The organism is Thauera sedimentorum (genome assembly GCF_014489115.1).
Taxonomy (GTDB): Bacteria; Pseudomonadota; Gammaproteobacteria; order Burkholderiales; family Rhodocyclaceae; genus Pseudothauera; species Pseudothauera sedimentorum.
Genome location: NZ_JACTAH010000001.1, coordinates 651155 through 676620 on the forward strand (window position 1 = coordinate 651155; position 25466 = coordinate 676620).

Annotated in this window: 23 protein-coding genes; 12 read left to right on the top strand and 11 right to left on the bottom strand. The window is 64.0% G+C overall.

Annotated features, from left to right (window positions below):
* The first annotated feature begins 8 nt into the window (after positions 1–8).
* A complete protein-coding gene (locus IAI53_RS02940; protein WP_222948147.1) occupies positions 9–773 on the top strand; it encodes an SDR family oxidoreductase in 765 nt (254 codons plus the stop codon).
* A 487-nt stretch (positions 774–1260) separates the two neighbouring features.
* Here the strand turns inward: IAI53_RS02940 and IAI53_RS02945 are convergent, their stop codons facing one another.
* The 6 genes from IAI53_RS02945 to IAI53_RS02970 form a co-directional block, all read right to left on the bottom strand.
* Positions 1261–1650, bottom strand: a complete 390-nt coding sequence (locus tag IAI53_RS02945) for a type II toxin-antitoxin system RelE/ParE family toxin (RefSeq protein WP_187716651.1) — start codon at positions 1648–1650, stop codon at positions 1261–1263.
* Positions 1647–1940, bottom strand: a complete 294-nt coding sequence (locus tag IAI53_RS02950; RefSeq protein WP_187716652.1) for a type II toxin-antitoxin system Phd/YefM family antitoxin — start codon at positions 1938–1940, stop codon at positions 1647–1649. Before IAI53_RS02950 ends, IAI53_RS02945 begins: the two co-directional genes overlap by 4 nt.
* A gap of 157 nt (positions 1941–2097) precedes the next feature.
* A complete protein-coding gene (gene hisN, locus IAI53_RS02955; protein WP_187716653.1) occupies positions 2098–2889 on the bottom strand; it encodes a histidinol-phosphatase in 792 nt (263 codons plus the stop codon).
* A gap of 45 nt (positions 2890–2934) precedes the next feature.
* Positions 2935–3795, bottom strand: a complete 861-nt coding sequence (locus IAI53_RS02960) for a DMT family transporter (protein WP_187716654.1) — start codon at positions 3793–3795, stop codon at positions 2935–2937.
* Positions 3788–5137 carry a (R)-1-hydroxy-2-aminoethylphosphonate ammonia-lyase gene (gene pbfA, locus IAI53_RS02965; protein ID WP_187716655.1) on the bottom strand — a complete coding sequence of 450 codons (1350 nt, stop codon included), beginning with the start codon at positions 5135–5137 and terminating at the stop codon, positions 3788–3790. The genes IAI53_RS02960 and pbfA overlap by 8 nt, the downstream gene beginning before the upstream one ends.
* Positions 5134–5835 (bottom strand): phosphonate utilization associated transcriptional regulator, encoded by a 702-nt coding sequence (locus IAI53_RS02970; RefSeq protein WP_187716656.1) that lies wholly within the window; start codon positions 5833–5835, stop codon positions 5134–5136. Before IAI53_RS02970 ends, pbfA begins: the two co-directional genes overlap by 4 nt.
* Before the next feature lie 178 nt (positions 5836–6013).
* On the opposite strand from IAI53_RS02970, the gene IAI53_RS02975 reads away from it, so the two are divergent.
* From IAI53_RS02975 to IAI53_RS03005, 7 genes are all read left to right on the top strand, one after another.
* Positions 6014–7045 carry a putative 2-aminoethylphosphonate ABC transporter substrate-binding protein gene (locus IAI53_RS02975; RefSeq protein ID WP_222948148.1) on the top strand — a complete coding sequence of 344 codons (1032 nt, stop codon included), beginning with the start codon at positions 6014–6016 and terminating at the stop codon, positions 7043–7045.
* A gap of 67 nt (positions 7046–7112) precedes the next feature.
* Positions 7113–8255, top strand: a complete 1143-nt coding sequence (locus IAI53_RS02980) for a putative 2-aminoethylphosphonate ABC transporter ATP-binding protein (RefSeq protein WP_187716658.1) — start codon at positions 7113–7115, stop codon at positions 8253–8255.
* A complete protein-coding gene (locus IAI53_RS02985) occupies positions 8252–9955 on the top strand; it encodes a putative 2-aminoethylphosphonate ABC transporter permease subunit (protein WP_222948149.1) in 1704 nt (567 codons plus the stop codon). The genes IAI53_RS02980 and IAI53_RS02985 overlap by 4 nt, the downstream gene beginning before the upstream one ends.
* A 15-nt stretch (positions 9956–9970) precedes the next feature.
* The gene (locus tag IAI53_RS02990; protein WP_187716659.1) at positions 9971–11092 is read left to right on the top strand and encodes a 2-aminoethylphosphonate--pyruvate transaminase; all 1122 of its coding nucleotides are present in this window, start codon (positions 9971–9973) and stop codon (positions 11090–11092) included.
* Positions 11093–11109: 17 nt separating this feature from the next.
* Positions 11110–12327 (top strand): NAD(P)/FAD-dependent oxidoreductase, encoded by a 1218-nt coding sequence (locus tag IAI53_RS02995; protein ID WP_187716660.1) that lies wholly within the window; start codon positions 11110–11112, stop codon positions 12325–12327.
* Positions 12328–12354: 27 nt separating this feature from the next.
* Positions 12355–13167: a phosphonoacetaldehyde hydrolase gene (phnX, locus tag IAI53_RS03000; protein ID WP_187716661.1), complete on the top strand. Its 813-nt coding sequence runs from the start codon at positions 12355–12357 to the stop codon at positions 13165–13167.
* Between the two features lie 97 nt (positions 13168–13264).
* Complete coding sequence (locus IAI53_RS03005) at positions 13265–13804, top strand: CYTH domain-containing protein (protein ID WP_187716662.1); 540 nt, start codon at positions 13265–13267, stop codon at positions 13802–13804.
* Positions 13805–13866: 62 nt separating this feature from the next.
* On the opposite strand, the gene IAI53_RS03010 is transcribed toward IAI53_RS03005, so the two are convergent.
* Complete coding sequence (locus tag IAI53_RS03010; protein ID WP_187716663.1) at positions 13867–14043, bottom strand: hypothetical protein; 177 nt, start codon at positions 14041–14043, stop codon at positions 13867–13869.
* A gap of 269 nt (positions 14044–14312) precedes the next feature.
* On the opposite strand from IAI53_RS03010, the gene IAI53_RS03015 reads away from it, so the two are divergent.
* Positions 14313–16856: a sensor histidine kinase gene (locus IAI53_RS03015; RefSeq protein ID WP_187716664.1), complete on the top strand. Its 2544-nt coding sequence runs from the start codon at positions 14313–14315 to the stop codon at positions 16854–16856.
* Here the strand turns inward: IAI53_RS03015 and IAI53_RS03020 are convergent.
* The 3 genes from IAI53_RS03020 to IAI53_RS03030 form a co-directional block, all read right to left on the bottom strand.
* Positions 16834–17187: a response regulator gene (locus tag IAI53_RS03020; protein ID WP_187716665.1), complete on the bottom strand. Its 354-nt coding sequence runs from the start codon at positions 17185–17187 to the stop codon at positions 16834–16836. The genes IAI53_RS03015 and IAI53_RS03020 overlap by 23 nt on opposite strands.
* A 91-nt stretch (positions 17188–17278) precedes the next feature.
* Positions 17279–18622: an ATP-binding protein gene (locus tag IAI53_RS03025; protein ID WP_187716666.1), complete on the bottom strand. Its 1344-nt coding sequence runs from the start codon at positions 18620–18622 to the stop codon at positions 17279–17281.
* Complete coding sequence (locus IAI53_RS03030) at positions 18619–19170, bottom strand: heme NO-binding domain-containing protein (protein WP_187716667.1); 552 nt, start codon at positions 19168–19170, stop codon at positions 18619–18621. The genes IAI53_RS03025 and IAI53_RS03030 overlap by 4 nt, the downstream gene beginning before the upstream one ends.
* Positions 19171–19306: 136 nt before the next feature.
* On the opposite strand from IAI53_RS03030, the gene IAI53_RS03035 reads away from it, so the two are divergent.
* The 3 genes from IAI53_RS03035 to IAI53_RS03045 are packed head-to-tail and all read left to right on the top strand — an operon-like array spanning position 19307 to position 23305.
* The gene (locus IAI53_RS03035; protein ID WP_187716668.1) at positions 19307–21682 is read left to right on the top strand and encodes an ATP-binding protein; all 2376 of its coding nucleotides are present in this window, start codon (positions 19307–19309) and stop codon (positions 21680–21682) included.
* A gap of 22 nt (positions 21683–21704) precedes the next feature.
* Positions 21705–22109: a response regulator transcription factor gene (locus tag IAI53_RS03040; RefSeq protein WP_187716669.1), complete on the top strand. Its 405-nt coding sequence runs from the start codon at positions 21705–21707 to the stop codon at positions 22107–22109.
* Complete coding sequence (locus tag IAI53_RS03045; protein ID WP_187716670.1) at positions 22106–23305, top strand: response regulator; 1200 nt, start codon at positions 22106–22108, stop codon at positions 23303–23305. Before IAI53_RS03040 ends, IAI53_RS03045 begins: the two co-directional genes overlap by 4 nt.
* Positions 23306–23326: 21 nt before the next feature.
* Here IAI53_RS03045 and IAI53_RS03050 read toward each other — a convergent pair whose 3' ends face one another.
* Positions 23327–25408, bottom strand: a complete 2082-nt coding sequence (locus IAI53_RS03050; RefSeq protein ID WP_187716671.1) for a putative bifunctional diguanylate cyclase/phosphodiesterase — start codon at positions 25406–25408, stop codon at positions 23327–23329.
* Positions 25409–25466 lie beyond the last annotated feature (58 nt).

The following is a 25466-nucleotide window of genomic DNA, read 5'->3' on the forward strand; positions in this document are numbered from 1 at the left end:
AGGACGATGTGAGCAAACAGAAAGTGCTGGTGACCGCCGGTGCTGCAGGTATCGGCCGGGCGATAGCGCGTGAGTTCTTCGAGCACGGCGCCCAGGTCGGGGTGATCGATGTCGACGAAGTCGCGCTGCGGGCGCTGGCTGCCGAGCTCCCGGGCGTCGAGACTTTTGGGTGCGACCTGTCGAACCGCCACGACATCGAGCGGATCGTGCCCGCGGCCATCGCCGCGCTGGGCGGGCTCGACGTGCTCGTGAACAATGCCGGCATCGCCGGGCCGACCGCCCCGGTGGAGGCGTTCGATCCCGACGAATGGGATCGGGTCATGCAGATCAATCTGGGCGGCACCTTCAACGTGACCCGGCTCGCCATCCCCCATCTCAAGCGTTCGGCGGCCGGCTCGATCATCGTCATGTCGTCGGTGGCTGGCCGTTACGGCTACCCGAACCGGAGCGCGTACTCGGCAAGCAAGTGGGGGCTCATCGGGTTGACCAAGACCTTGTCGCGCGAACTGGGGGAATACGGCATCCGCGTCAACGCCATCCTGCCCGGCGCGGTTGCCGGCGAGCGGATCGAGAACGTTCTTGCCGGACGTGCCGAGGTGAGCGGGCGCACGGTGGAGGAGGAGCGCCGGCGTGCGATGTCGCTGCAGTCGCTGCAGCGATTCGTCGATCCGCGCGACATCGCCGCACTGGCGCTGTTCATCGCTTCGGATGCGGGCAAGTCGATCTCCGGACAATTGCTTCCGATCGACAACGACATGCAGCAGGCGTCTTGATGAGACGCCCGGAGACCGCTTTGGCGCATCGAGTACCTGGCCGAGCGCTTTTTCACCATGGTTCATCCGGCGAAACGGCCCGAAGGCCGTTGTAAGAGCAGCCGGCGTGAGGAAGGCAGCTTGCTGTGCGCCACGGATGGGCCGGGATCGGGCCAATGGCGCACACCGTCTGGAAAGCAAAAAAGCCAACCACTGGTGAAGTGATTGGCTTTAGAGATGAAACTTGGTTGCGGGGGCAGGATTTGAACCTGCGACCTTCGGGCTGCGAGTGCTCATTTAGCATATTCATAACCCGTTGAGTTGATGAACAACTCGCAACGAATCAAAAACTTACGCGCGGACACCAGAGGACATCAAGCGACTCGAAAACCCTCTGCACCCACCAGCGTTACGCCATTTTAAGCCAGTCCAGAAGAATATCCAGTCCCTGTTGTGGCAGATTTTGTGCCTACTGAGAAATGCTCATGTACCCCTTCCGCTCGCCGACTCAGGCCGCCGGATCCATTCTCCCGAGGTCGAAGGCAAGCTGACGCTGATGGCGGATTGCGAGCAGGTGGATGCTCTCGGGCAGCCGCGCGTACAGGATCAGATAGTGCTTCAGTACGTACTCGCGGATGCAGCCCGAGTCGTCCTGAGCCTTCAGGAGTTCGATTACCGTTTCGCGCTTCAACTGCGCTTCTACCGAGTCCGCGGAACAAGCGAGGTAGTCCCGGCCGATGTCAGGATGGCGCTCCAGCGTCGTGATGACTTGTTCCGACAGCTCGTCCAGCAGCTGATCGAACGCGTCAGGCATCTCTACTTCGGTCAGGAAGGCTTCGATCTCATCCAGATTGCGCTCGAAGTTACGGGTAATCCGCACTGCGATCCGTACACTCATGCCCGTTTGCGCGCCTGCCTGCGCTCCATCAGCGCTTCGCGCGCGTCACGCGTGCGGCCGGCGGCAACATCCTCCAGCCCCTGCCGCACTTCGTCGAGGATCACGAGGTGAAGATGGGCTTGTTCCAGTCGGTGGTAGTAGTCCAGCCGGTGTGCGTCGACCAGGGCCACATAGCCCTCACCGTTCTTGGTGATGATCTTCTCGGCGCCGGCCTTCACCTGCTCGGCCAGCTCGGACAGCTGCGCCCTGGCCGTGGTCAGCGAGACGATATCTTGTGCCGTGATCGGCATGGCAGCACCTTAATGTACGGAATTCAGTCCTGAATTCTAGATCATTCGGATCCCAGCCGCCTGCTGCTGTTGCGTCTGGTTGGCGTACGGGGCGGAGCTCTTGAAGTGAGCAACCAAACAGCGCGTGCTCGCGCGCAGCTATACCTGTGCGCGGCCCTCACGCGGCCCCGCGCAGCACTTCCATACACACTGGATGAAGCGCGGGGTCGCCGCAGGCGAGGATCGCGCCGCCGTGCTGTGCGTCCCCGCCTTCCCAAGTGGTGATGATGCCCCCGGCGCCTTCGATGATCGGGATCAGTGCCTGGACGTCGTAGGGCTGTAGCGCAGCCTCGACGACGATATCCACGTGCCCGGCGGCGAGCATGCAGTAGGCGTAGCAGTCGCCACCGAAGCGCCGCAGGCGGACTCTGGCGGCGAGGTCGTCGAAGGCGGAACGTTGCGCGGGGGTCTGGAACATCTCCGGTGTGGTGCACATCAGGCGGGCCTCATCCAGGCGCTCGCAGGGACGTGTGCGCAACGGGCGGGTGCCGAGGCGGGCACTGGTCGGCGTACCGATGAAGCGCTCGCCGGTGAAGGGTTGGTTCATGACCCCGAGCACCGGACGGCTGCCATCGTTCAGGGCGATGAGGGTTCCCCACAGCGGCATGCCGGTGATGAAGGCGCGCGTGCCGTCGATAGGGTCCAGCACCCAGGTAAGCGGGCTGCGTCCGCCGGACCGGCCTTCTTCTTCGCCGAAGACGCCGTGATCCGGATAGCGCTTCTGGATCATCGTGCGCATGATCCGCTCTGCGTCCCGGTCCGCGACGGTGACCGGATCGAACAGGTTCCCGCCTTTGTCCTCCACCGCAAGCGGGGCGCGGAAGTGCGGGCGGATGACGGCCGCCGCGGCCTCGGCGAGTTCCTCCGCGAAGGAAAGGTATTCGGCTATCAGCGTCTCGTCGATCGACATCAGGTACTCCGGTTCTTTGCAGGGGTTGTCAGGATGAACGGGCCGTCAACTGCGCAGCAAGGCCAGTCCGGCCAGCAGGGCGCAACTGGCCGCCAGTCCTATCGCCAGGCGGCCTTCGCGGAACCACAGGCTGCTGATCAGGACCGCGAAGATCACAGAGCTTTCGCGCAAGGCCGCGACGACGGCGATGGGGGCGCGGGTCATGGCCCAGAGGACGGTGGCGTAGGCGGTGATCGAGCACAGACCGCCAAGCAGTCCGAGCGGCCAATGGTTGCGGAAATACGCGAGCACCGGCGCCGGATGGCGGCGCAATCTCAGGGCAAGGACGATCACGGGCTCCAGCGCGCAGAGCAACAACGCGTAGGCCACCGGGTTGCCTGAAAGCCGCGCGCCTTGACCGTCGATGACCGTGTAGGCGGCGATGGCCAGGGCGTTCATCAGTGCGGCCTGGGTGGCCGGGCTGGCCGTGACGCGCACCAGCGCGCCGCCGCTGGCGAAGCCGATCGCCAGGATGCCGAGGCAGATGCAGGCGATGCCCACGGCGGCGGAGGCGCCGAGTACCTCACCGAGCAGGGGTGCCGAGACCAAGGCGATGAGCAGCGGCGGCAGGCCACGCATCAGGGCGTAGCTGAAGGCGAGGTTCCCGCCTTCATACGCGCGCATCAGCCACAGGATGTAGAAGGTGTGCACCAGTACCGAGGCGAAGAGGTAGGGCAGGCTCGCCGGGGCCGGCAAACCGGTCAGCGTCAGGCCCAGCAGTCCGAGCAAGCCGGTGCACAGGTGCAGCAAGAGGGTGTACAGCGCCTTGTCGCCGGCGCCGCGGATCAGCGCGTTCCAGGAGGCGTGCAACAGTGCCGCGGCGAGGACGGCGAGGGTGACGCCGGTCGACAGGCCGCCTTCAGGCACGGCATTCCACCTGCAGCGCCGCCTCGATGCGGTCGAGTGCCCACCACAGATCGCTTTCAGCGATGTTCAGCGGCGGCGCCAGTACGAGGACGTTGCCCTGGCCGATCTTGAAGGACACCCCGTCGCCCAGGCAGCGGTAAAGCACGGCCTCGGCCAGGTCGGCCGCTGTGCGATCACCGGCGTCGCACAGTTCGACGCCGATCAGCAGTCCGGCACCGCGCACCTCGGCGATGGCGGGGAGGTCCCGCGCGCTTTGCGTCAGGCGCTCGACGGCCTGCTGCCCCAGGAGACGGCTGCGTTCGAGCAGGTTTTCCTGCTCGATGACGTCCAGCACGGCCAGGCCGGCTGCGCAGGCAAGCGGACTTTTCTCGTGGGTGTAGTGGCCGAGCGAGATGTGCTGTCCGACGTCCAGACGGGCGTGGGCGATGAGGGCGGCGAGCGGCATGCTGCCCCCGCCCAGCCCCTTGCCGAGCACGATCATGTCCGGTTCGATGCCGTAGCGTTCGACCGCGAAGAGGTGGCCGGTGCGGCCCAGCGCAACCGGAATCTCATCGAGAATGAGCAATGCCCCGTGGCGGTCGCAGGCTGCTCTCAGGCGCTGGTAGTACTCCGGTGGCGGGACCTGGACGTCGGTGCTGCGGATGGTTTCGACGACGACTGCGGCGACGTCGCCTTCCTTGCGCAACATGTAGTCGATGTAATCGACGCAACGCAGCGCACACTGCCCGCCGCAACCGAATACACATTGGCGCGGATCGCAGGGCGGTGCGTGTTCCGCACCCGCCAGCAGGGGGCCGATGCCGCGGCGGAACACCGCTTCACCGCCCAGAGAGATCGCGTCCAGCGATGCACCGTGGAAGGCGTCCCACAGAGAAATGGTCTTGAAGCGGCCGGTAGCAAGGCGTGCGAGCTTGAGTGCCATGCCGATGGCGGCCGTGCCACCGGGTGCGAACAGCAGCTTGGCCTGTTCGATCGGCGCAGCGGTGCACAGGCGGCGTGCCAGTTCGATCGCCGGACCGTTGGTGTAGCGGCGGGGACTGAAGGGCAGCGTATCGAGTGTGGCGCGCATCGCCGCCATGACCTTGGGGTGACCGTAGCCGGTCTGGTGCAGGCTGTTGCCATGCAGGTCGAGAATGCGCCGGCCGGCGGTGTCGGTGAGCCATGCCCCTTGGGCAGCGGACAGTGCGTTGAGGCACGGGGTGGACATGGACTGGTGCAGGAACCAGCGGGCGTCCTCGTTCAGCATCCGGCGGGTTTCGTCGTCGATATGCGCCGCCTGCCAGGCCGTGCGGCGATCGCCCAGGTTGACGTCGCCTTCGCTGCGATCTGCCTGGATCCTCATTGCCCGGTGTCCGCGAGTTCGCCGTCCATCAGCATGCGCTGGCGACCGCCCTGGGCGTGCTCGAATAATGCCTTTGCACAGCCCTCTGCATCCCTGCGGGCGAGCAGGTCGACGATGGCGCCATGTTCTTCGGCGAAATGCGGGATCGCCCGCGGGGCGAGCAGGTTGCGCCGACGGAAGAGGGTGAGCTGTTTCACCAGCCGGCGGTAGGTTTCCCTGAGGGTGCGATTGCCGGTCATCTCGATGATCCGGTCGTGAAAACCGAGGTTCAGCGCATGAAAGCGCTGGATGTCGTCGGTGCCCGCTGCGTCCCGCATGGCAGCGACGAGCGCGCGCAGGATCGCCAACTGTGCGGGGGTGATGCGCTGTGCGAGCAGGCGTCCGGCCGTCGCATCGAGTCCGGCGCGCACGTCGTAGATGTCGGCCGCCTCGGCCAGGGCGATCTCGCGGACGAAGGCGCCCCGGTTCTTCTCCTGGCGGATCAGCCCGTACTCCTCCAGCGTGCGGAAGGCTTCGCGCAATGGGCCGCGTGAGACACCAAGCCGGTCGGCGAGCGCAACCTCGTTGAGCTTGGCGCCGGGCGAGAGTTCGCCGGAGAGGATGAGGCGTTCCAGTGAGTCGGCGACAAGGCGGGTGAGCGAGGTGCGCTGAACCAGCGCAAGAGCGGTGTCCGCAGGGTCGTCAAGCAGGGCTGCCATGGGTGGGTGCTCGTGATGAGGTGTGGTGAGTATAACGCGGCAAGCTGAATTGTATATTGTCAACAATCTGCAATATGCAAAAACTAGACTGGCGCCAGTCTAGAGCGAGCCGATGACCGTTCGATGAAATCGTCGGTGTCGTCCGGACGAAGTCTCCTCACCTCAAATGGAGTTCGACATGCACCTGAAACGCCTTGCGAAACTCATCGTCGCTGGCAGCGTCGCCCTGGTGGCAGCGCTTCCGGCCCATGCGGAAAAGACGGTCCTCAATGTCTATACAGCGCTCGAGACCGACCAGCTGAAGGCTTACCAGGAGTCCTTCAACAAGTCGCATCCGGACATCGAGATCAAATGGACGCGTGACTCCACCGGCATCATCACCGCCAAGCTGCTCGCCGAGAAGGGCAAACCGGTGGCCGACGTGATCATGGGTGTGGCCGCTTCGAGCATGGTGGTGTTCGACCGCGAAGGCATGCTCCAGCCCTATGCCCCGGCCAACCTCGATGCGATCGAGTCGCGCTTCCGCTCCGCCGCCAATCCGCCGAGCTGGGTCGGCATGGACGTCTGGGGGGCGGCGATCTGCTACAACGTGCCGGAGATGCAGAAGCAGAATCTGCCGCCCATCGAGAGCTGGAAGGACCTTCTCAAGCCCGAGTTCAAGGGCAAGGTGGTGATGCCCAATCCGAACTCGTCCGGGACGGGCTTTCTGGATGTGACCGCCTGGCTGCAGATCTTCGGCGAGCAGGAGGGCTGGGCGTTCATGGACAAGCTGCATGAGAACGTCGCGGTCTACACCCACTCCGGTTCCAAGCCCTGCGTCATGGCAGGCGCTGGGGAGTTCCCGGTGGGCATTTCCTTCGAGTACCGCGCCAACACCGTCCGCGAGAAGGGCGCCCCGGTCGACATCATCTTCCCGAAGGAAGGTCTTGGCTGGGATGTCGAGGCAATCGGCATCGTCAAGGGAACGCCGCGTTTCGAGGCGGCGAAGAAGCTTGCCGACTGGGCGTCGTCGCGTGAAGCGAACGAGCTGTACGCGAAGAACTTCGCGGTGGTGGCCATTCCCGGTATCGCCAGCCGGCTGAAGCACATTCCGGAAGACTACGAGCAGCGTCTGGTCAAGAACGACTTCGAGTGGATGGGCAAGAACCGCGAGGCGATCCTGGCCGAGTGGCAGAAGCGCTACGCGAACAAGTCCGAGCCCAAGAAGTAAGGCGGGACATTGCTTGCCGGGCGCCGCTTCCGCGCGCCCGGCGATTCAACTCATTGCGGGACGCATCATGGCCCACCTCGACATCGCCCGGTTAACGAAACGCTACGGCCACTTCCTCGCCCTGGACGGCATAGACCTGTCCGTGGAACGCGGGGAATTCCTGGTTCTGCTCGGCCCCTCGGGTTGCGGCAAGACGACGCTGCTGCGCGCCATCGCTGGCCTCGATCGCCAGGACAGCGGGCGAATCGTGCATGGCGGACGCGATATCTCCATGCTGTCGCCGGCGCTGCGCGACTACGGCATCGTGTTTCAGTCCTACGCACTGTTTCCCAACCTGACGGTTGCACAGAACATCTCCTACGGGCTCAAGAGCCGGAAGGCGGAGCGCGGCTGGATGCGCCGACGGGTCACGGAAATGCTCGAACTTGTCGGTCTGCCGGGCATCGAGCAGAAGTATCCCGCGCAGCTCTCCGGCGGGCAGCAGCAGCGTGTGGCGCTTGCCCGTGCGCTGGCCACTTCGCCCGATCTGCTGCTGCTCGACGAGCCGCTGTCTGCGCTGGACGCCATCGAGCGTGTCCGCCTGCGTGCCGAGATCCGCCAACTGCAGAAGCGCCTTGGCGTGACCACGATCATGGTCACCCACGATCAGGAGGAAGCCCTTGCGATGGCCGACCGGGTTGTGGTCATGAAGGCCGGTTGCATCCAGCAGGTCGGTGATCCGCAGAGCATCTACCGTGCACCGGGCAACGATTTCGTCGCGGATTTCATCGGGCGGGGAAATCTGCTGGAGGCCGAGGCGATCGGCAGCAGGCATATCCAGCTCGGCGACCATCTGATGCGATGCGCCGAACCGCTGATGGAGGGCATGCGCTACCGCTTTTATGTGCGCCCCGAGGACATCTGCCTGCTGGACGTGCTCGATCAGCGCGAAAACAGTTTCTATGCGCATGTGCTCAAGCAGGAGTTCCTGGGGCCGTACTCGCTGGTGAGCCTGCGCGCGAATACCGGGCAGACCACGCCGCTGGTTGCCCAGTTTTCGAGCAACTATCTGGCCGGGAGACCGCTCAAGTCCGGCGCCACCCTGCGTATCGCGATTCCGCCCGAGCATCTATACCGCATGCCCGAAGCCCCGGCCGGATGCTCGCCGGGGGCTGTCGCTTGTCCCGCCGCGTGGCAGGGGTTGGCCGTAGACGCGAGGGCGGCGCGGTGAGTGCGACTGCCGGCATGTTCGCGGCACGCTGGACCGGTGCGACGGCGGGTGAGCGTGTCTCCGGCGCGCTGCTCGTCCTTGGGGCGCTTGCCTTGTGCGTCTTCCTGCTGCTGCCGCTCGGTACCCTGCTGGCCAACAGCGTGCGGGACGACGAGGGGGCACTGAGCCTGACACGCTTCATCGAGTTTGCCGCCACGCCGGGGATGGGAACGGCGATCTGGAACACGGTCTGGATCGCTGCCGTGGTCACGGCCATCACTGTTCCGCTCGCCTTCCTATATGCCTACGCGATCCAGCGCGCCTGCATTCCCTTGCGGGGGGTGTGGCGGGTGCTGGGGCTCTCTGCTCTGCTGGGGCCGTCCCTGGTGGGAGCTATCTCCTTCATACAGTGGTTCGGCACCCAGGGCGTGCTCAAGTCCTGGTTGGGCGACACCTCGGTCTATGGGCCGGTGGGCATCGTCATGGCCTCCGTCTACGCGAGCTTTCCGCACGCACTGATGATCCTGGTCGTGGCACTGGCGACCGCCGATGCGCGCTTGTTCGAGGCCGCAGACGCGCTATCGGCCTCGCGCTGGCGCAAGTTCCTGACGGTGACCTTGCCGGGGGCGAAGTACGGGTTAATCAGCGCGGCGATGGTGGTGTTCGCCTATTCGGTCAGCGAGTTCGGCATTCCCAAAGTGATCGGCGGAAACTACCCGGTGCTGGCCGTGGAGGTTTACGTCCAGGTGGTCGGCATGCACAACTTTGGCCGTGGCGCCGTGGTGGCGCTGCTGCTGCTCGCACCGGCGCTGGTCGCCTTCTTCGTCGACTGGCATGTCCAGCGTCGCCAGCAGGCAAGCCTGACCGCGCGCGCCGTGCCCTATGTTCCGCGTCCGGACTGGCGGCGCGATCTGCCGCTGTTGATCTACGTGGCCTTGATTGCGCTGGCGATGCTCGGCGTCCTGGGGATGGCGGTATATACCTCGTTGGTCAAGTTCTGGCCTTACAACCTGGAACTCGGCTTCGGGCATTACACCTACGGTCTGGCCGAGGCGGGCGTGCTCGACGCCTATCTGAACAGCCTGCGGATCTCGGTGCTGACCGCGCTGTTCGGCACACCCTTCATCTTCATTACCGCCTACCTGCTGGAGAAGACGCAGGGCGGTCCTGCCGGCCTGCGGCCGGCGGTGCAGGCCCTGGCCGCGCTACCGATGGGCGTGCCCGGACTGGTGCTGGGCATTGGCTACATCCTGTTCTTCAACCACCCGGACAACCCGCTTGGCGGTCTGTATCACACCCTGGCCATCATGGTGATCGCCAACGTCGTGCACTACTACACCGCCTGCCATCTGACGGCGCTGACCGCGCTCAAGAGCATCGACCGGGAGTTCGAGGCCGTGTCCGCCTCGCTGAAGGTTTCGCAGTTCGTCACCTTCTGGCGGGTCACCCTGCCGGTGTGTCTGCCCGCCGTGCTGGAGATCGCCCGCTATCTCTTCGTCAATGCAATGACCACGGTCTCGGCGCTGGTCTTCCTCTATGCCCCGCACACGCTGCCTGCCTCGGTGTCCATCCTCAACCTCGACGAGGCGGGTGAGATCGGTCCGGCGGCCGCCATGGCCACGCTGATCGTGCTGACCACCGCGCTGGCCAGCCTGCTGCATTCGCTTGCCACCCATTTCCTGCTTCGCCGGCATCAAGCCTGGCGTAACCCCAAACGCTGAATCCCGCGAGAAAACATGTATCCGCTCGACCGCGACCCGCTGCTGCTGACGCCGGGGCCGCTCACCACTTCGCTACGTACCAAGCAGGCCATGCTGCACGACTGGGGCTCCTGGGATGCTGCGTTCAACCGCATCACCGGTGAGCTTTGCGAGCAGATCGTCGGCATCGTCAACGCTGCGCAGACCCATGTCTGCGTGCCCTTGCAGGGCTCGGGCACGTTTTCGGTGGAAGCGGCTCTGGGCACTCTGGTTCCGCGCCAGGGCAAGGTACTGGTGCCCAACAATGGCGCATATTGCGCTCGTATCCTGAAGATACTCTCCTATCTCGGGCGCGAGGCGGTCGAGCTCGCGATTCCAGAAGACCGCCCTGCCGACCCGGCGGCGATCGAGGCCGCACTGACGGCCGATCCGTCCATCACCCACGTGGCCCAGGTCCATTGTGAGACCGGAACCGGCATCCTCAACCCCCTGCCGGAAATCGCCGCCGCGGTGGCCCGGCAGGGGCGCGGACTGATCGTGGATGCGATGAGCTCGTTCGGCGCCATCGACATCGATGCGCAACGCATGCCCTTCGATGCCCTGATCGCAGCATCGGGCAAGTGCCTGGAGGGCGTGCCCGGCATGGGGTTCGTCATCGCGCGCCGCGAAGCCCTCGAGGCGTCTGCCGGCAACGCCCACTCGCTCGCCATGGATCTCCACGACCAGTGGGCCTACATGCAGAAGACCACCCAGTGGCGATTCACGCCGCCGACCCATGTGGTGGTGGCACTTTACGAGGCGCTTGCCCAGCACCGTGAGGAAGGTGGCGTTGCCGTGCGCCATGCGCGCTACGCGGCCAATTGCGCCGCTTTGGTGTCCGGCATGCAGGCGCTTGGCCTGCGCCCGTTTCTGGATGCGGGCGTGCAGGCACCGGTGATCGTGACCTTCCATGCCCCCGCGCATCCGGCATATGACTTCAGAACGTTCTACGACGGTGTTCGGGCGCGCGGCTTCATCCTTTATCCCGGCAAGCTGACCCAGGTCGAAACCTTCCGCATCGGCTGCATCGGGGCGCTGACTCCAGCCGATATCGAGAAGGTTGTCGACGCAGCGGGCGCGACGCTGCGGGACATGGGCATTCCGGCAGGGATGCGATGAGCGGCAGGGATGCGGGTGTGCGTGACATCGTCGTCATTGGGGGCGGCGTGCTGGGTGCCGCCGTGGCCTGGGCCTTGAGCCGCCGGGGGCTGGGCGAAAGGGTGCTGGTCCTAGAGCGTTCGCAGCCAGCCAGCGGCGCCACCAGCCGTGCTGCGGCGCTGGTCACGCTGCTGCGCGATGACCCGGCAATGGTCGAACTGGCGCGGGAAACCCTGCGCGCAATCGCCGTGCTCGAGGACGAGGCCGAGGAGGTGGGGCGTCGCCAGGTCGGCTCCCTGCATGTGGGCGCGGCCGGGCAGGGCGAGGCACTCGATGCACTGGCCGCACGCTGTTCGTCGCTGGGAATCGAGGTATGCCGGATCGGGCGCGATCAGGTACTGGCGCGCGCCGGCTGGCTCGAACCCGACGCCATCGAGGGTGGGGTCTTTGTTCCGGACGACTGCTACGTCGAGCCCTATCTGCTGTGCACCGCCTACCTGCGTGCGGCCTCTCGTCGCGGCGTGAGGCTGATGACAGGCGTCGAGGCGCGTGCCATTCATCATGCGGACGGCAAGGTGGAGGGTGTGGAGCTGACCGACGGTAGCCGGATCGCCGCGCGCGTGGTGGTGAACGCGGCCGGCCCCTGGGCCAACCTGTTGAGTGCGGACGCGGGATTGCCGCTACCGATGGCGCCGGTGCGCAGCCATTACTGGATCACCGAGCCCACGTCCGCCGTGGAGCGGGGCGGGCCGATCGTGTTCTTGTCCGAGATCCGTGCCTATGCGCGCCCGGAAGTCGGCGCACTGCTGTTCGGCATCCGTGAGCAACGGCCAGTCGCCGCCGATCCCCGCGGTCTGCCGGCTGATCTTGGTGGTTTCGTCTTCGACGCCCGGGACCCGGAAGGCTGGGAATCCCTGGCCGAAGGGGCTGCGGACCTGGCGCGCTACTTCCCCGGCGTGGAAACCCTGGGCATGGCGCATTACATCAGCGGTCCGAGCAACTACACGCCAGACGGCAAGCTCATTGTCGGGGCCGATCCGGCGCTTGATGGGCTCTACGTGGCCTCCGGCTGCAATGGTTCGGGCATCACTTTTTCCGGCGGCATCGGCCGATTGATCGCCGAGATGGTCTGCCAGGAGCCGACCTTCGTGCCCGCCACCGCATTCGCGCCTGCCCGCCTCGGGATGTTCGACCCATTCTCGCCGCAGTTCCTTGCCGCCTGTGCGGCTGCGCGAGCACGAAAGAGCGCCGGCTAAGTCGGCGGATCACTGGAGAAAAGCTAAATGCAAGCAAAACTTGAGGCAGTCATCTTCGACTGGGCAGGCACTATCGTGGATTTCGGGTCCTTTGCCCCCACACAAATCTTCGTCGACGCCTTTCGGCAAGCCTTCCGTTTCGACCTGAGCCTGGCCGAAGCGCGCGGTCCGATGGGACTGGGCAAGTGGCAGCACATCGAAGCCCTGGGGCGCGACGCACAGATCGATGCACGCTGGCGTGCGCAGTTCGGCCGCGCGATGAGCAACGAGGACATCGATCACATCTATCGAACCTTTCTGCCGCTTCAGGCCGAGCGTGTTGCCGCACATGCGGATCTCATCCCCGGCGCGCTGGAAGCGGTCGACGCCTTGCGCAGGCGAGGGCTCAAGATCGGGTCCACCACCGGCTATCCGCGGCAAGTGATGGAAAAACTGCTCGATGTTGCCGCCCGCAACGGCTACGCGCCCGACTGCGTGGTCTGCGCCGATGACCTGGCCGCCGGTTCGCGCCCTGGGCCGTGGATGGCCCTGCAATGTGTACAGGACCTCGCGATCGGTGCCGTTTCACATTGCGTCAAGGTGGATGACACCGTGCCGGGAATCGCCGAAGGTCTGAACGCCGGCATGTGGACGGTCGGCGTTGCGCTGTCCGGCAGTCCGGCGGGTATGACGCTCGACGAGTACCGCGCGGCATCACCGGAGAAGCTCAACGGCGTGCGCGAACGTGTCGGCACGGAGCTGCGTGCGGCTGGCGCGCATCATGTGGTCGATTCGGTTGCGGACCTGGCACATGTGCTCGACCGGATCGAGCAGCAACTGGCCGCCGGAGTTCGGCCCTGAGGCATGCCCCGGGGCGGGCATCGTGGGAGTGGTGCAGGGCAACATGCGGGGAGTCGTTGCGGCTACAATCCGTTTTCACCAAATAGATCTCGAGATCATGGCGCGAGAAATCGAACGCAGGTTTCTGGTGCGCGATGCCCGGATTCTGGACGGCCGCAAGGGCGAACGGATCGTGCAGGGCTACATCGCCAAGGAGTCGGGGGCGATGTCGACGCGGGTGCGTATCCGCGGAGAGCGGGCGTATCTCACGCTGAAGTCGCCAAAGGAAGGCTTCAGCCGTGACGAGTTCGAGTATCCGATTCCGGTGGCTGATGCCCGCGCGATGCTCGCTCATCACTGCGCCGGCCGCATCGTGCGCAAGACGCGCTACCTGGTCGATCATGCCCATCATCTGTTCGAGGTCGATGTCTTCGAAGGGAGGCATGCGGGCTTGGTCGTTGCCGAAGTCGAGCTGCCCCACGAAGGGACCCCGCTGTGCCTTCCCGAATGGGTCGGTGATGAGATCACCAGCGACTCCCGCTACAGCAACTTCACGCTGGCTCTGGCCGAGAGCGTCGTCACAGGTAGCGCGGTAGCCGACGTACCCATGGTTTCCGAAGTGCCCTTGGGCGATGCTCACGGGCAGTCACCCCACTAAGTTCGGCTACGGTTTCGCCATGCTGCCGGCGGCCTGAACAGCGACCGGCTTGATGCGCTCGATCAGGCGGAAATGCGTCGCTTTGCCGTCGTTTGGCGTTGGAGCGGATCGAGCGGCGGTTTCCTTGCCATCGAGTGCAGGCGATAGCCCCGCTCAGTCATTGCCGCATTGGGAGCCAGACTGATGGTTTCGAGCGCCTTGGAGATCGTCGATGGCTTTGCGCCCCCCATGTGCTGCATGCGGTGATCCGCGAGTCCGCTGGGCACGCCGCAAGGTTCAACTCGGCCGGGGTGTAGTCAATGTCGCCGAGGCAGGAGTTGGAGGAGCGCACTCATGACGAGGGCCGTTTTCAGCTCGTCTCAGGGGTTCTGGGCCACGCTGTTCGGAACAGGTTCTCGATGGATCCGAACGCGCTGCGAGCCGGAGCGCATGGGCTGTATGATTCGCGGTCGGATCAAGGGAGGATCCGTTTCAATCACAAGACCCCAGCGGGGGCATGGAACACAGCATGCGCATCAATCTTGACGGGCTGGGCATCCGGGCGAAGCTCCTCCTGCTTTTCGTCGTTATCAAAGTTGTGCCGCTCGTTCTCCTTGCCGTTCTGGCCTGGGAGGGGGTCACCCATCTCGGCGGGGGGCTGGCCGAGCGCATCTCGACGCTTGCCGAGGAAGTCCGTAGGACGGTGACGGATATGGGGGACACCTTCACCGAGGAGTCGGTGAAGGCTCTCGATGACCGGGCGCGTGAGGAGATCGAGCGCCTGACGACCGACACTGCGCGCGCGATCGCCGATTTCCTTCATGACCGTGACCGTGATGTCCTGCTGGCCGCCCAACTGGAGCCGACGGAGGCGCAGTACCGAGCCTTCGTGGAGAACCGTTCGCGCAGGCTCGTGGCGCGCGGGGAATGGGAATTGTCGGCCGATGGTGCGGGTTGGGTACAGAAGCAGTCTGCGCGGCCTCCTCCCGCCGAGGTGTCGCCGGGCAACGCCGAGAATCAGCAGGATTTTCATTACCGTCCGCCGGAGGAGGTCCTGCGTGCGGTGGAAACCCCTCTTTATCATGAGATCACCTTTGTTGGCCTGGACGGGCGCGAGCGCCTGAAGGTATCGCGTACCGGCATGTTGCCGTCCGATCTGCGCGATGTGTCGGACCCGGCCAATACCTGGAGCAAGGCCGAGACGTATTTCGAAGCGTTACGCGAACTGAAGCCAGGCGAAATATATGTCTCCGAGGTGATCGGTCCCTATGTCTCCTCGCGCATGATCGGCACGGTCACGCCAGACAAGGCCCGCCGCCAGGGCGTGCCCTTCGAGCCCGAAAACGAGGCGTACGCAGGAAGAGAAAACCCGCTAGGAAAACGTTTCCAGGGCATTGTGCGCTGGGCCACGCCCGTGACCCGGAACGGCATCATCATCGGCTATGTGACGCTCGCGCTCGACCATACGCACGTGATGAGCTTTACCGACAACCTGCTGCCGACCGCCGAGCGCTACGCAGCAATCGCCGATGCCGCAGACGGAAACTATGCGTTCATCTGGGACTATCTGGACCGCAACATTGCGCACCCCCGGCACCACTCCATCGCAGGTTTCGACCCGGAGACGGGCGAACGCGCCGTTCCCTGGCTGGAGCAGGGGCTGTATTCGGACTGGCAGCGCAGCGGACTGCCGCTGCGCGCCTTTCTGGACACGGTCAAGCCGTTCGATGCGCAGACGCGCGACAAGAAGCCTGCAGCGGAACTGACACGGGCCGGGATGCTTGGGCTCGAATGCCGTTACCTGAACTTCGCACCTCAGTGTCAGGGCTGGCACGATCTGACCGAACAAGGAGGCTCAGGTTCGTTCCTGATCCTCTGGTCGGGTGTCTGGAAGCTCACCACTGCGGCGGCCATTCCATATCACACCGGGCAATATGCCCGCACGCCCCGCGGCTTCGGTTACGTGACGATCGGCGCTAACGTCGATGATTTCCACGAACCCGCGAGAGCGACGGCGCGGCTCATGGAAGGCAAGGTGGCCGAGTTCGGCGAGCGGATGAAGCAGGCGCAGGCCGGCCTGAAGGCGCTCATCGATGACTCGATGGCGAGGACCGCCTTCAGCCTGAGCGCGTCGACGCTTGTGATGATCGCGTTCGTCGTTGTCGTGGCGATATGGCTGGCGTCGATGCTGACGCGGCGCATCACCGACGTGACGGCCGGCCTGACCCGCATCGAGGCGGGTGATTTCGATTACCGATTCCGGCGTGACGCCAAGGATGAACTGGGCCGCTTGAACGAAGCGCTGAACAAGATGGCTGACAGCGTCAGTGAGTCTTTCCAGCGGCTTGAAGAGGCCCGCCGCCAAGCCGAAGACAACAGCCGCATGAAGAGCGACTTCGTGGCGAGCATGTCGCATGAACTGCGCACGCCGCTCAATGGCATCCTGGGCTTTGCCGAGCTGATCCGCTCGGACGCGCCCAACGACGAGATCCGTGAGCAGGCCGACATCATCTACCAGAGTGGCCAGCATCTGCTGTCGCTGGTGAATGACATTCTCGATATCGCCAAGATCGAGTCCGGGCACATGAGTCTGGAGTCGACCGAGTTTGCCCTGAGGCCGCTGCTGCAACAACTGACCGATCTTCACGGGGAGTCGGCGCGACAGAAAGGACTGACGCTGACGACCGATTTTTCACCGGCCCTTCCGGAGACATTCGTTGGCGACCCGACGCGCCTGCGCCAGGTAATGAACAACCTGCTCGGCAATGCAGTGAAGTTCACTCGCGAGGGTGGTGTCGTCTTTTCGGCCCGGCAGGAGGATGGGCGGCTTGTTGTCGGGGTGCGCGACAGCGGGCCGGGGATCGAACAGGATCTTCAGCCAGTCATCTTCGAACGCTTCCGCCAGGCTTCCTCGTTCATCACCCGCGAACACGGCGGTACTGGCCTGGGGCTGGCACTGGTGCGGGAGGTCGTCGCGCTGATGGGCGGCGAAGTGCGTCTGGAGTCCGCGCCAGGCAAGGGCGCTTACTTCGAGTTCCGGGTGCCGCTCGTCAGTCGGAAAAAACGGCCGTAAGAGCGTTTATCGTGACGGGTTTGACGAGGATGTCGTCGAATCCGGCCTGCATGATGCGCGCTTTCTCGAATTCCATGGCATGTGCGGTGTAGGCGATCACCCGCAGGTTTGCGAGTGCTTCGTCCGCACGGATCCGGCGGCAGACCTCTTCTCCGTCCATTCCCGGCATGCTGATGTCCAGCAGCACACAGTCGAATCTCGCTTCGGTCAGGCGCTCGAAGGCTGCCATGCCACTGTCGGCTTCCTCGGTATGCCAGCCACACTTCTTCAGCAGTGCTGCCGCGAGCCTACGGTTGATCTGATTGTCATCGACGATCAGGACGCGTTTCATGGGTGAGCTGAACGAGGGCTGCAAGGAAGGGTGAGCGGTCCTTATACACCAGAAGCCGGCGTCCGTCGTCCAGCGTCCGCTCGCAGGCAGTTCAGCCGTCTACCAGGCGCAGGAGGTCGGCCACCTGAAAGGGTTTGCTGATGAAAGCGTCCATCCCCGCCTCAAGGCAACGCTGACGATCGGACTCGAAGGCATTGGCGGTCATGGCGACGATCCGGGGCTGCCGATGCAGATTCAGAGCACGAATCCTCCGCGTCGCCTCTACGCCGTCCATCTCCGGCATGAGCATGTCCATCAGGACGACGTCGAACGCATGCTCCGTAACCGTCGCCAGGGCTTCGAGCCCGTTGCGGGCGGTATGCACGACATGGCCGGCACGGGTGAGAATCCGCACTGCCAGCAGTTCGTTGATCGCGTTGTCCTCGACTAGCAGTATGGTGCGAGGGCGTCCAGGGGACGTGAGCGGATCGGCCTTCGCTTGGGGTGCGACGCTTTGCGAAGCTCCGATCGCGTCCTCGAGCGGAACGGAGAAACGGAAGACGCTGCCGCGACCCTCCGACGACTCCACTTCGATCGTGCCCCTCATCGCCTCGACGAGTCGCGCGCAGATGGCCAGGCCCAAACCCGTACCGCCGAAGCGGCGCGTCGTGGAACTGTCGACCTGCGAGAACGCCCGGAACAGCCGGTCCCGGCGTTCGGCCGGAATGCCGATTCCGGTATCCCGTACCTCGACCGTCAACCGCCATTGCCCGTCGTCTCCCCGTCTTGCGGCGGCGGAAACAGTGACCGAACCCGCGTCGGTGAACTTGATTGCGTTGGAAACGAGGTTGGAAAGCACCTGGCGGAACCGGGCGCTGTCACCCATCACAAGTTCAGGGAGCGAAGCGTCCAGATGCAAGTCGAGGCGGATGCCGCGCTCTGCCGCAAGAGGATTGAACAGCGCGGCAATGTCGCGAAACTGTCGGGCCGGATCAAAGGCGCAAGTTTCAAGCTCCAGCTTGCCCGCATCGATCTTGGCGAAGTCGAGGATATCGTTGATCAGCGTAAGAAGATTGTTGCCGCTCTCGCGCAGCAGGCGAACGTACTCGCGCTGCTCGTCCGTCGTGGTCGTCACTGCGAGCAACTGGGCCATACCCAGAATGCCGTTGAGCGGGGTGCGGATCTCGTGACTCATGACCGCGAGAAACTCGCTCTTGGCCCGGTCTGCCGCTTCGGCGCGCTCCACTGCCGCGCTCAAAGCCTGAGTGCGTTCGGCTACCTGTGATTCAAGGCTTTCGGCAAACTCCCGAAGCGCCTCGTTGGACTGGTAAAGCGCGAGACTCTTTTCTTCCAGCAACTGCTCTGCCGCCTTGCGAGCCGCACGCTCGCGTTCGGCCCGGCGGTTGAGGCGGGCGATCTCCTCCCACGGATCGGGCGGGACAGCGGCGTTGCTCATGCCTGACGGGTGAGGATGAAGCGCTCGCGCGATGTCTGTGCAGTGCCGGGCATCGGCTCGCGCGCGATGCGGAGTGGCTCGCGGTAGTGGGCCACGCATCCGCGCATCAGACCTTCTGCGAGGTCCGCGAAGTGGCGGCTGGAGGTATAGATCATGCGCAGTTCCGCGTCGTTGCGGGACTCGACCTCGAAGCGCGGCAACTCCGCGTCGGGGTACAGCTTGTGGACCTCGGCGTGGATCACCTCCTCGATGCTGACGAGGAAGTCGAACGCCCCACCGATGTCGGCAGTGAAGAAACGAGGGTAGAGCACGCTGAATCGGCCGAACAGGTATTCGCCGAAGGCTGTGACCAGTGCGTTGGCAGGCATCTGGACAAGGTTTGAAAGCGTCCCGACCAGTGCCACCATTTCGGCATGGTCGTATGTTCCGACCGACGTATACGCGCCACCGGAGGGGAGGTCGGTGGTGTCGAGCATGCGATCGGCGATCTCGGCCGAGAAACGCTGTTCGACCATCTCGATGAATTCCGTGAATACGATGCCTTTCATGATTTGCTTCCAGAGTGCGTGACGGCTCGCAGCGTCGGTGGGCGCGACAGCAATTCTAGTACGGGCGCGGTGTGCTGATGGCAGAATCCACGTCTCCTTGAGACTGCATGGTTACATGAGCGATACGCGTCCCCCCATGAGTGAATCGTCGCCGGACGAACCGCAGTCGGTCGGAGTGCGTTCGTTCGGACTTGCACTCCCGGCCATTGCCTTGGCACTGCTGGTCGGGGCAACCGGAGTGCTGCTGTACCTCCAGGCCGAGATGCGTGAGCACGAGCGAGTGGTAGCCATCGACGACGCCCGCAGCTTTGCGTCCTCAGTCCTTCGCTTCAGGGATTTCTACAGCCGCGAGATCGTCCCCCGGGCTGAGCAGGCCGGCATGTTCGTGTCCCACAACTATCGGCACATTCCCAATTCACTACCACTGCCGGCAACCTTTACCCTGGAGTTCGGCGATTACCTGTCCGGGCAGTCGGATGGTTTTGCGGTGAATCTATACAGCGACCATCCCTTTCCGTGGCGCGCCGATGATCGCCGGCTGGACGAGTTCCAGCGTGCGGCGCTTGATCATCTTCGCAAGGCACCTGATCAGCCTTACAGCCGCGTCGAAGTTCGCGGGGAGGGGGCCGTGCTGCGGCTGGCGGTGGCTGACAGGATGAAGCCCGACTGCGTTGCATGTCATAACACCTATCGTGGATCGCCCAAATCGGACTGGAAGGTCGGCGACATCCGCGGGGTGATGGAGGTCGTGAGGCCGCTGTCGCGTGCGGACGCAGCGCTGGATTCGGGAGTGCGCAACGCCATCCTGATGACGTTCATGCTGATTGGTGCCGCCGTGGTCGTGCTGTGGCTGGTAATGCGCAGGTTGCACCTGAGTGTTGGGGACAGCCAGCGACACGCCGCGCTTGTGTGGCGAGTGAACGAGCACCTTCGCGAGGAAATCGGGCACAGGCGGAGCGTCGAGTCGGCACTGCGTTTCAACGAAGCGAAACTGCGCGCCATTTTCGATGGCGTGCTCGAAGCGGTAGTGGTCATCGATGAGCATGGCTGCGTGGTCGAAGCCAACCAGGTGGCCGCGCAGATGTTCGGCTATCCGATGGAGGAACTCATCGGCTGCAATGTGGGCGCATTGCTGCCGACAAAGGATGCGGCCGAAATGGATGATGGCGAGGCAAAGCTCTTCTCCGACGGTCCCGGACATCAGGTGGTCGGGCGCCGCCGCAACGGGCAGATCTTCCCGGTTAGCCTTGCAGTCAACGATGTTGCGCTTGGCCAGCAAGGTTTCTTCGTCGGCATCATTTCCGATGTTACCGAGCGCTTGCGTCATGAGTCCGAGATGCAGGCCGCACGGGATGCTGCGCTGGCGTCGGCACGGCTGAAGTCGGAGTTCCTCGCAAACATGAGCCACGAGATCCGAACGCCGATGAACGGCGTCATTGGCATGACCGGTCTGCTGCGTGAGACGCAACTCGATGCGCATCAGCGCGACCTGCTGGAAACAGTGGAGCGCAGTTCCTCGGCCTTGCTCGATATCATCAATGACATTCTCGATCTGTCGAAGATCGAAGCGGGCAAGCTGGAGCTGAAGCGCGCGGAGTTCGACCCGGTTGTAACCGTCAATGATGTCGTGAAACTCTTCGCAGGCAAGGCGCGCGAGAAAGGGATTGAATTGACCTGCAGCTGCGAACCCGGTCTGTCGCGGTGGGTGTCAGGCGACGAAGGGCGTTTCCGGCAGGTTTTGAGTAATCTGGTGGGCAATGCCGTAAAGTTCACCGATGCGGGGAAAGTACACGTCCGAATGACGGCCCTGCCTGGGGATGGTGAATGCGCGATCCATGTCGAAGACACCGGTATCGGCATCCCCGAGGAGCATCGCGATCAGTTGTTCGAGCCCTTCATGCAGGTCGATGGGTCGACCACCCGGCAGTACGGTGGTACCGGCCTGGGCTTGGCGATCAGTCGCGAACTGGTGCACAAGATGGGAGGACGTATCGACTTGGAGAGCCGTGAAGGAGAGGGATCGGTGTTCAGCTTCACAGTGCGCTTCGAAGCGCCTCTCGCGCCGCAGCCTGCCGCGTCGTGCGACGACTTGCCACCGATGCTGCAGGCGCGTCCTGCGCGCATCCTCGTTGCGGAGGATAATGCGGTGAATCAACGGCTGATCCGGATACTGCTCGAAAAGGACGGTCACCAGGTTGATGTTGTCGATAACGGGGTCAAGGCGATCGAGCATCTGGCCGAAGGGCGCTGCGATATGGTGCTGATGGATTGCCAGATGCCCGAAATGGACGGTTTTCAGGCAACCGAAGCCTGGCGCAGTCAGGAAGGGGTGCGCGGAAAGGGGCGGGTGCCCATCGTCGCGCTGACGGCGAATGCCATGGAGGGCGATCGCGAACGCTGCCTGGCCGCGGGTATGGATGACTATCTCACCAAACCGGTCGACCGGCGTCGCCTGGCTGAAGTGATCAGCCGGTTGTTGCGCCGGGACGCGGCGAACGGTCAGGATACTTAAGCATCTGGAGGTGGAGGCGGCCATGACCAGCGTCGTCATCATTGAAGACAACGAAGTGATGCGAATGACCATCCGGTCCTTGCTGCGTCACGCCGGCTACCAGGTGTTGGCCGAAGGTAGGGACGGCCGCGCGGGGATGGAATTGGTCCGGCAATGGACGCCCGATGTGGTCTGCCTCGACATCATGCTGCCGGATATCAGCGGCGTGGAGGTGCTCTGTGAGCTACGCAAGGAGTTCCGTGAGCTACCGGTGGTGATCGTATCCGCTTACGCGGACCGTGCCACCCTGGAAAGGCTGATGAACTGTGCGGCCGATGCAGTGGTGGTCAAACCGTTCACCGAGGGGCGCCTGGTAGATGCCATCGAGAGCGCCCTGCGTACCCGCGGATCCTGCAGTCAATGCCAGCCTTCAGGTGCACCGGAATGATGAATCTCAGTGCCGACAGGCTGCTCGACGTATTGCCGGTTGGGGTGCTGTTGCTGGCCCAGTCCGGCAATAGGTCGTTCGGCGTCGTGCGCTGCAATCCGGTTGCGGCGGCCATGCTGGGCAGGCCGGGCGAGGAACTCTCTGGGGTAGATCTTGCGGCGTTGTGGCCTGCTGCCCAGGCTCATCTGGCTGGCGGAGCCGTGCCAAATGCCTCCGTCGAACTTCTCGCGCCGCATGGCACACAGATGCTGCGGCTTCAGCGCTTCGAGCTATCCGATGGGCTGTCCGGCCTTCTCGTGCAGGCATCGGCGCAGGGTGGTGAAGGAGATTCGAGTCCGGGCATGCACCGGGTTCCGGATACCTCAATGCGGGAGGAAGAGGGCAAGGGTCGGGCCGCTCGGGCGACTCGGACGCAGCGTGTATTGGTGGTGGAGGATCACCCGGTCAACAGGATGCTCGCCATCCGGATTCTGGAAGATGCCGGTTTCGACGTCGTCACGGCGGACGATGGTGTGCAGGCGCTCGAATACCTTGACGGGCACACTGTCGATCTAGTGCTGATGGATTGCCACATGCCTCGTATGGACGGACTGGAGGCGACTCGCCAACTGCGGGAGCGGGAGCGCAAGTCTGGTGCGCGGACGGTGCCGGTTCTTGCGCTGACCGCTCACGGCAGCCATAGCGAACGTGCGGCCTGCCTTGCCGCGGGCATGAACGATTTCATGAGCAAGCCTTATGTCGCGGCGGAGTTGGTTGCGATGGTAGAGCGTCATCTGCTTGCCGGGCCGGCTGAGATGGAATCACCGCTGCCCGACGAGGGTCGTGCGGAGCAGGTGTCTGACGCGCTGCTCGACATGGGAGTGCTGGCTGAGTTGCGGGAGGCTCTGGGTGACGACCTCAAGGAAATCGTCGATCACTTCCTCTTTCAGCTGGACGACCAGCTTCGGGATATCCACGGTGCGCTCGCAAGGGGCGATGCGCAGGCCGTTACCATGCACGCACACACACTGAAGGGCAGTGCGTCAAACCTTGGCGTGACCCGGCTCGCTGCCCTGGCCGCCGAGATCGAACAGGATGGGCGGCGCGGCGACCTCGAGGCGGCAAGGGAGCGATGTGAGGCTTTGCAGGGGTGCGCCGCGGCTACCTGCGAGCAGCTTGGGGTGCTGGGCTACGCAGCCAGGCAAGGGCGCATCTAGGCGCTCTTCCATTGCCCGGCTCTATTGCTCAGGCTCCCTGCCGGGGCGGCGGAAACTGACGATCAGGTGCTCGATCTCGCGTGGCGACATGGGTTTGCCGATCAGATAACCCTGGATCTCACCGATACCCAAGGCTTCGACGAAATCACACTGACGCATCGTTTCGATGCCCTCCGCGATGGTGTTGATGCCCAGGGTACGGGCAATCACCGTGATCGCGCCGACGATGGCCCGGTCGGCTTGCGAATTGGTGATGTTGCGCACGAACGCGCGGTCGACCTTGATGGTGTCGATCGGAAAGCGCAACAGATACTCCAGCGACGAGTAACCGATGCCGAAGTCGTCGATGGCGATCTTGTAACCCAGTCCGCGAAGCCTGGTGAGCAGCTCGATTGCCCGCGTGGGGTCCTGCATCGCAAGGCTCTCGGTGATCTCCAGTTCGACACGTTTCGGGGATACGCCCCTCCGTTCGGCCGTGCCTACGATGGTGTCGAACAGACGCGGATCAAGGAACTGCTGCGGCGACAGATTGATACCGACCCGTAGCGGGGTGCCAGCCAGTTCCCAATGGCGAGCCTGACTGCACGCTTCGTCGATCACCCAGGCGCCAACCGCGTCGATCATGCCGGATTCTTCGAGCACCGGAATGAACTCGACCGGGGAAACGAGACCACGTTCAGGGTGCTTCCAGCGGAGCAGCGCCTCGACCCCGACGATACGGCCGAAGCGAAGATCCATCTGGGGCTGATACACAAGATGGAACTCCTGGTTCTCCAGGGCGCGCCGCAACGCGTGCTCCACGTCGAGTGTGGGACTGCGCTTCTGCGTGGTGAGCTCATCGTACTGGACGACGCGTCGCCCTTGGCCGCGGCCAACGCGTTGCGCCTCCTGTGCCAGCGTCAGCAACTGTTCGGCGTCGGCACTGTGCTCGGGATACTGCGCTACGCCTGCCGAAACGCCCAGGAAGGCTTCCTTTTCGCCGACCCTGAACGGTTGCGTCAGTGCGTCCATCAGGTGGTCGAAGCGCTCCCGCAGATCGGATGTGCCTGCATCCTGCAGCAGCACGGCGAATTCGTCGCCCCCCACGCGCGCCACGGCGCCGTCGATGGCGAGCAACCGCAGGCGCTGCGCCACCTGGCTCAACAGGATGTCGCCGTTCTGCTCGCCCATGGCGTCGTTGTGCCGATGGAAACGAGTCAGATCAATCCAGCCAACCAGTACGCCCCCGTGCCCTTCGCTGCGTCGTTGCTCGAGGGCCTGGCGCAGTGATTGGCTGAACAGGCGGCGGTTGCCGAGGCCGGTGAGGTCATCGTGCAACGCGAGGTAATCGACCAGGGCTTCAGCCTTGCGGCTGTCCGTGATGTTCTGCGCTGCGCCGTAGAGCCTGTCGAGATCCCGCCCTTCCACGCCGCGTTCGCCCGTCATGCGCAGGATTCGTTCGCCGCTGTTGCCGACCAGCCGCATTTCCAGGTCGATGCGCAGATCGGACGCTGCCGCGCCGCGAAAGGCTCTGCGGACTCGTTCGCGATCATCCGTTTGCACGTGATCGACAAGATCATTCAGCGTGGTGATCTCGTCCATCGGATAATTCAGCAACTCCGCGAGCTCGGTCGACCACTCGAAGTGGTCGGTAGCGGGGTGCCAACTCCAGAATCCGATCTGCGCGATGCGCTGCGCAGAGGCTTCGTGCAATCGATTTTGCCGTACTTGTCGCACAAGCTGACCGCCCCGTATCGCGTAACGGATGCGCTGCGAGAGCAAGGGCCAACTGATCGGCTTCGTAATAAAGTCGGTCGCGCCGACCTCGAAGGCCCGCGAGATGGCGTCGATGTCTTCGGCACCGGTCAGCATGATGATGGGTGTGCCCTCGTCGCGGTCGAGGGCACGGATCCGTTGGCAGGCTTCGAAACCGTCCATGACCGGCATCATCACGTCCATGAGGACGGCGTCCGGGTGCTCACGTTCGAAAATCTCCACCGCCTCGGCGCCATTTTCTGCGAGCAGGATGTTGTAGCCTTCCTTGCCCAGTACGCCCTTGATGAGCATCCGTGTCGACGGGACGTCTTCAACGATCAGCAGTTTGCGGGAAGATTTCTCATTCAAAGGGCGTATTCGCTATGAGCTTAGTAATAGGTGTGGCGGGACGAATTATGCACCCGTT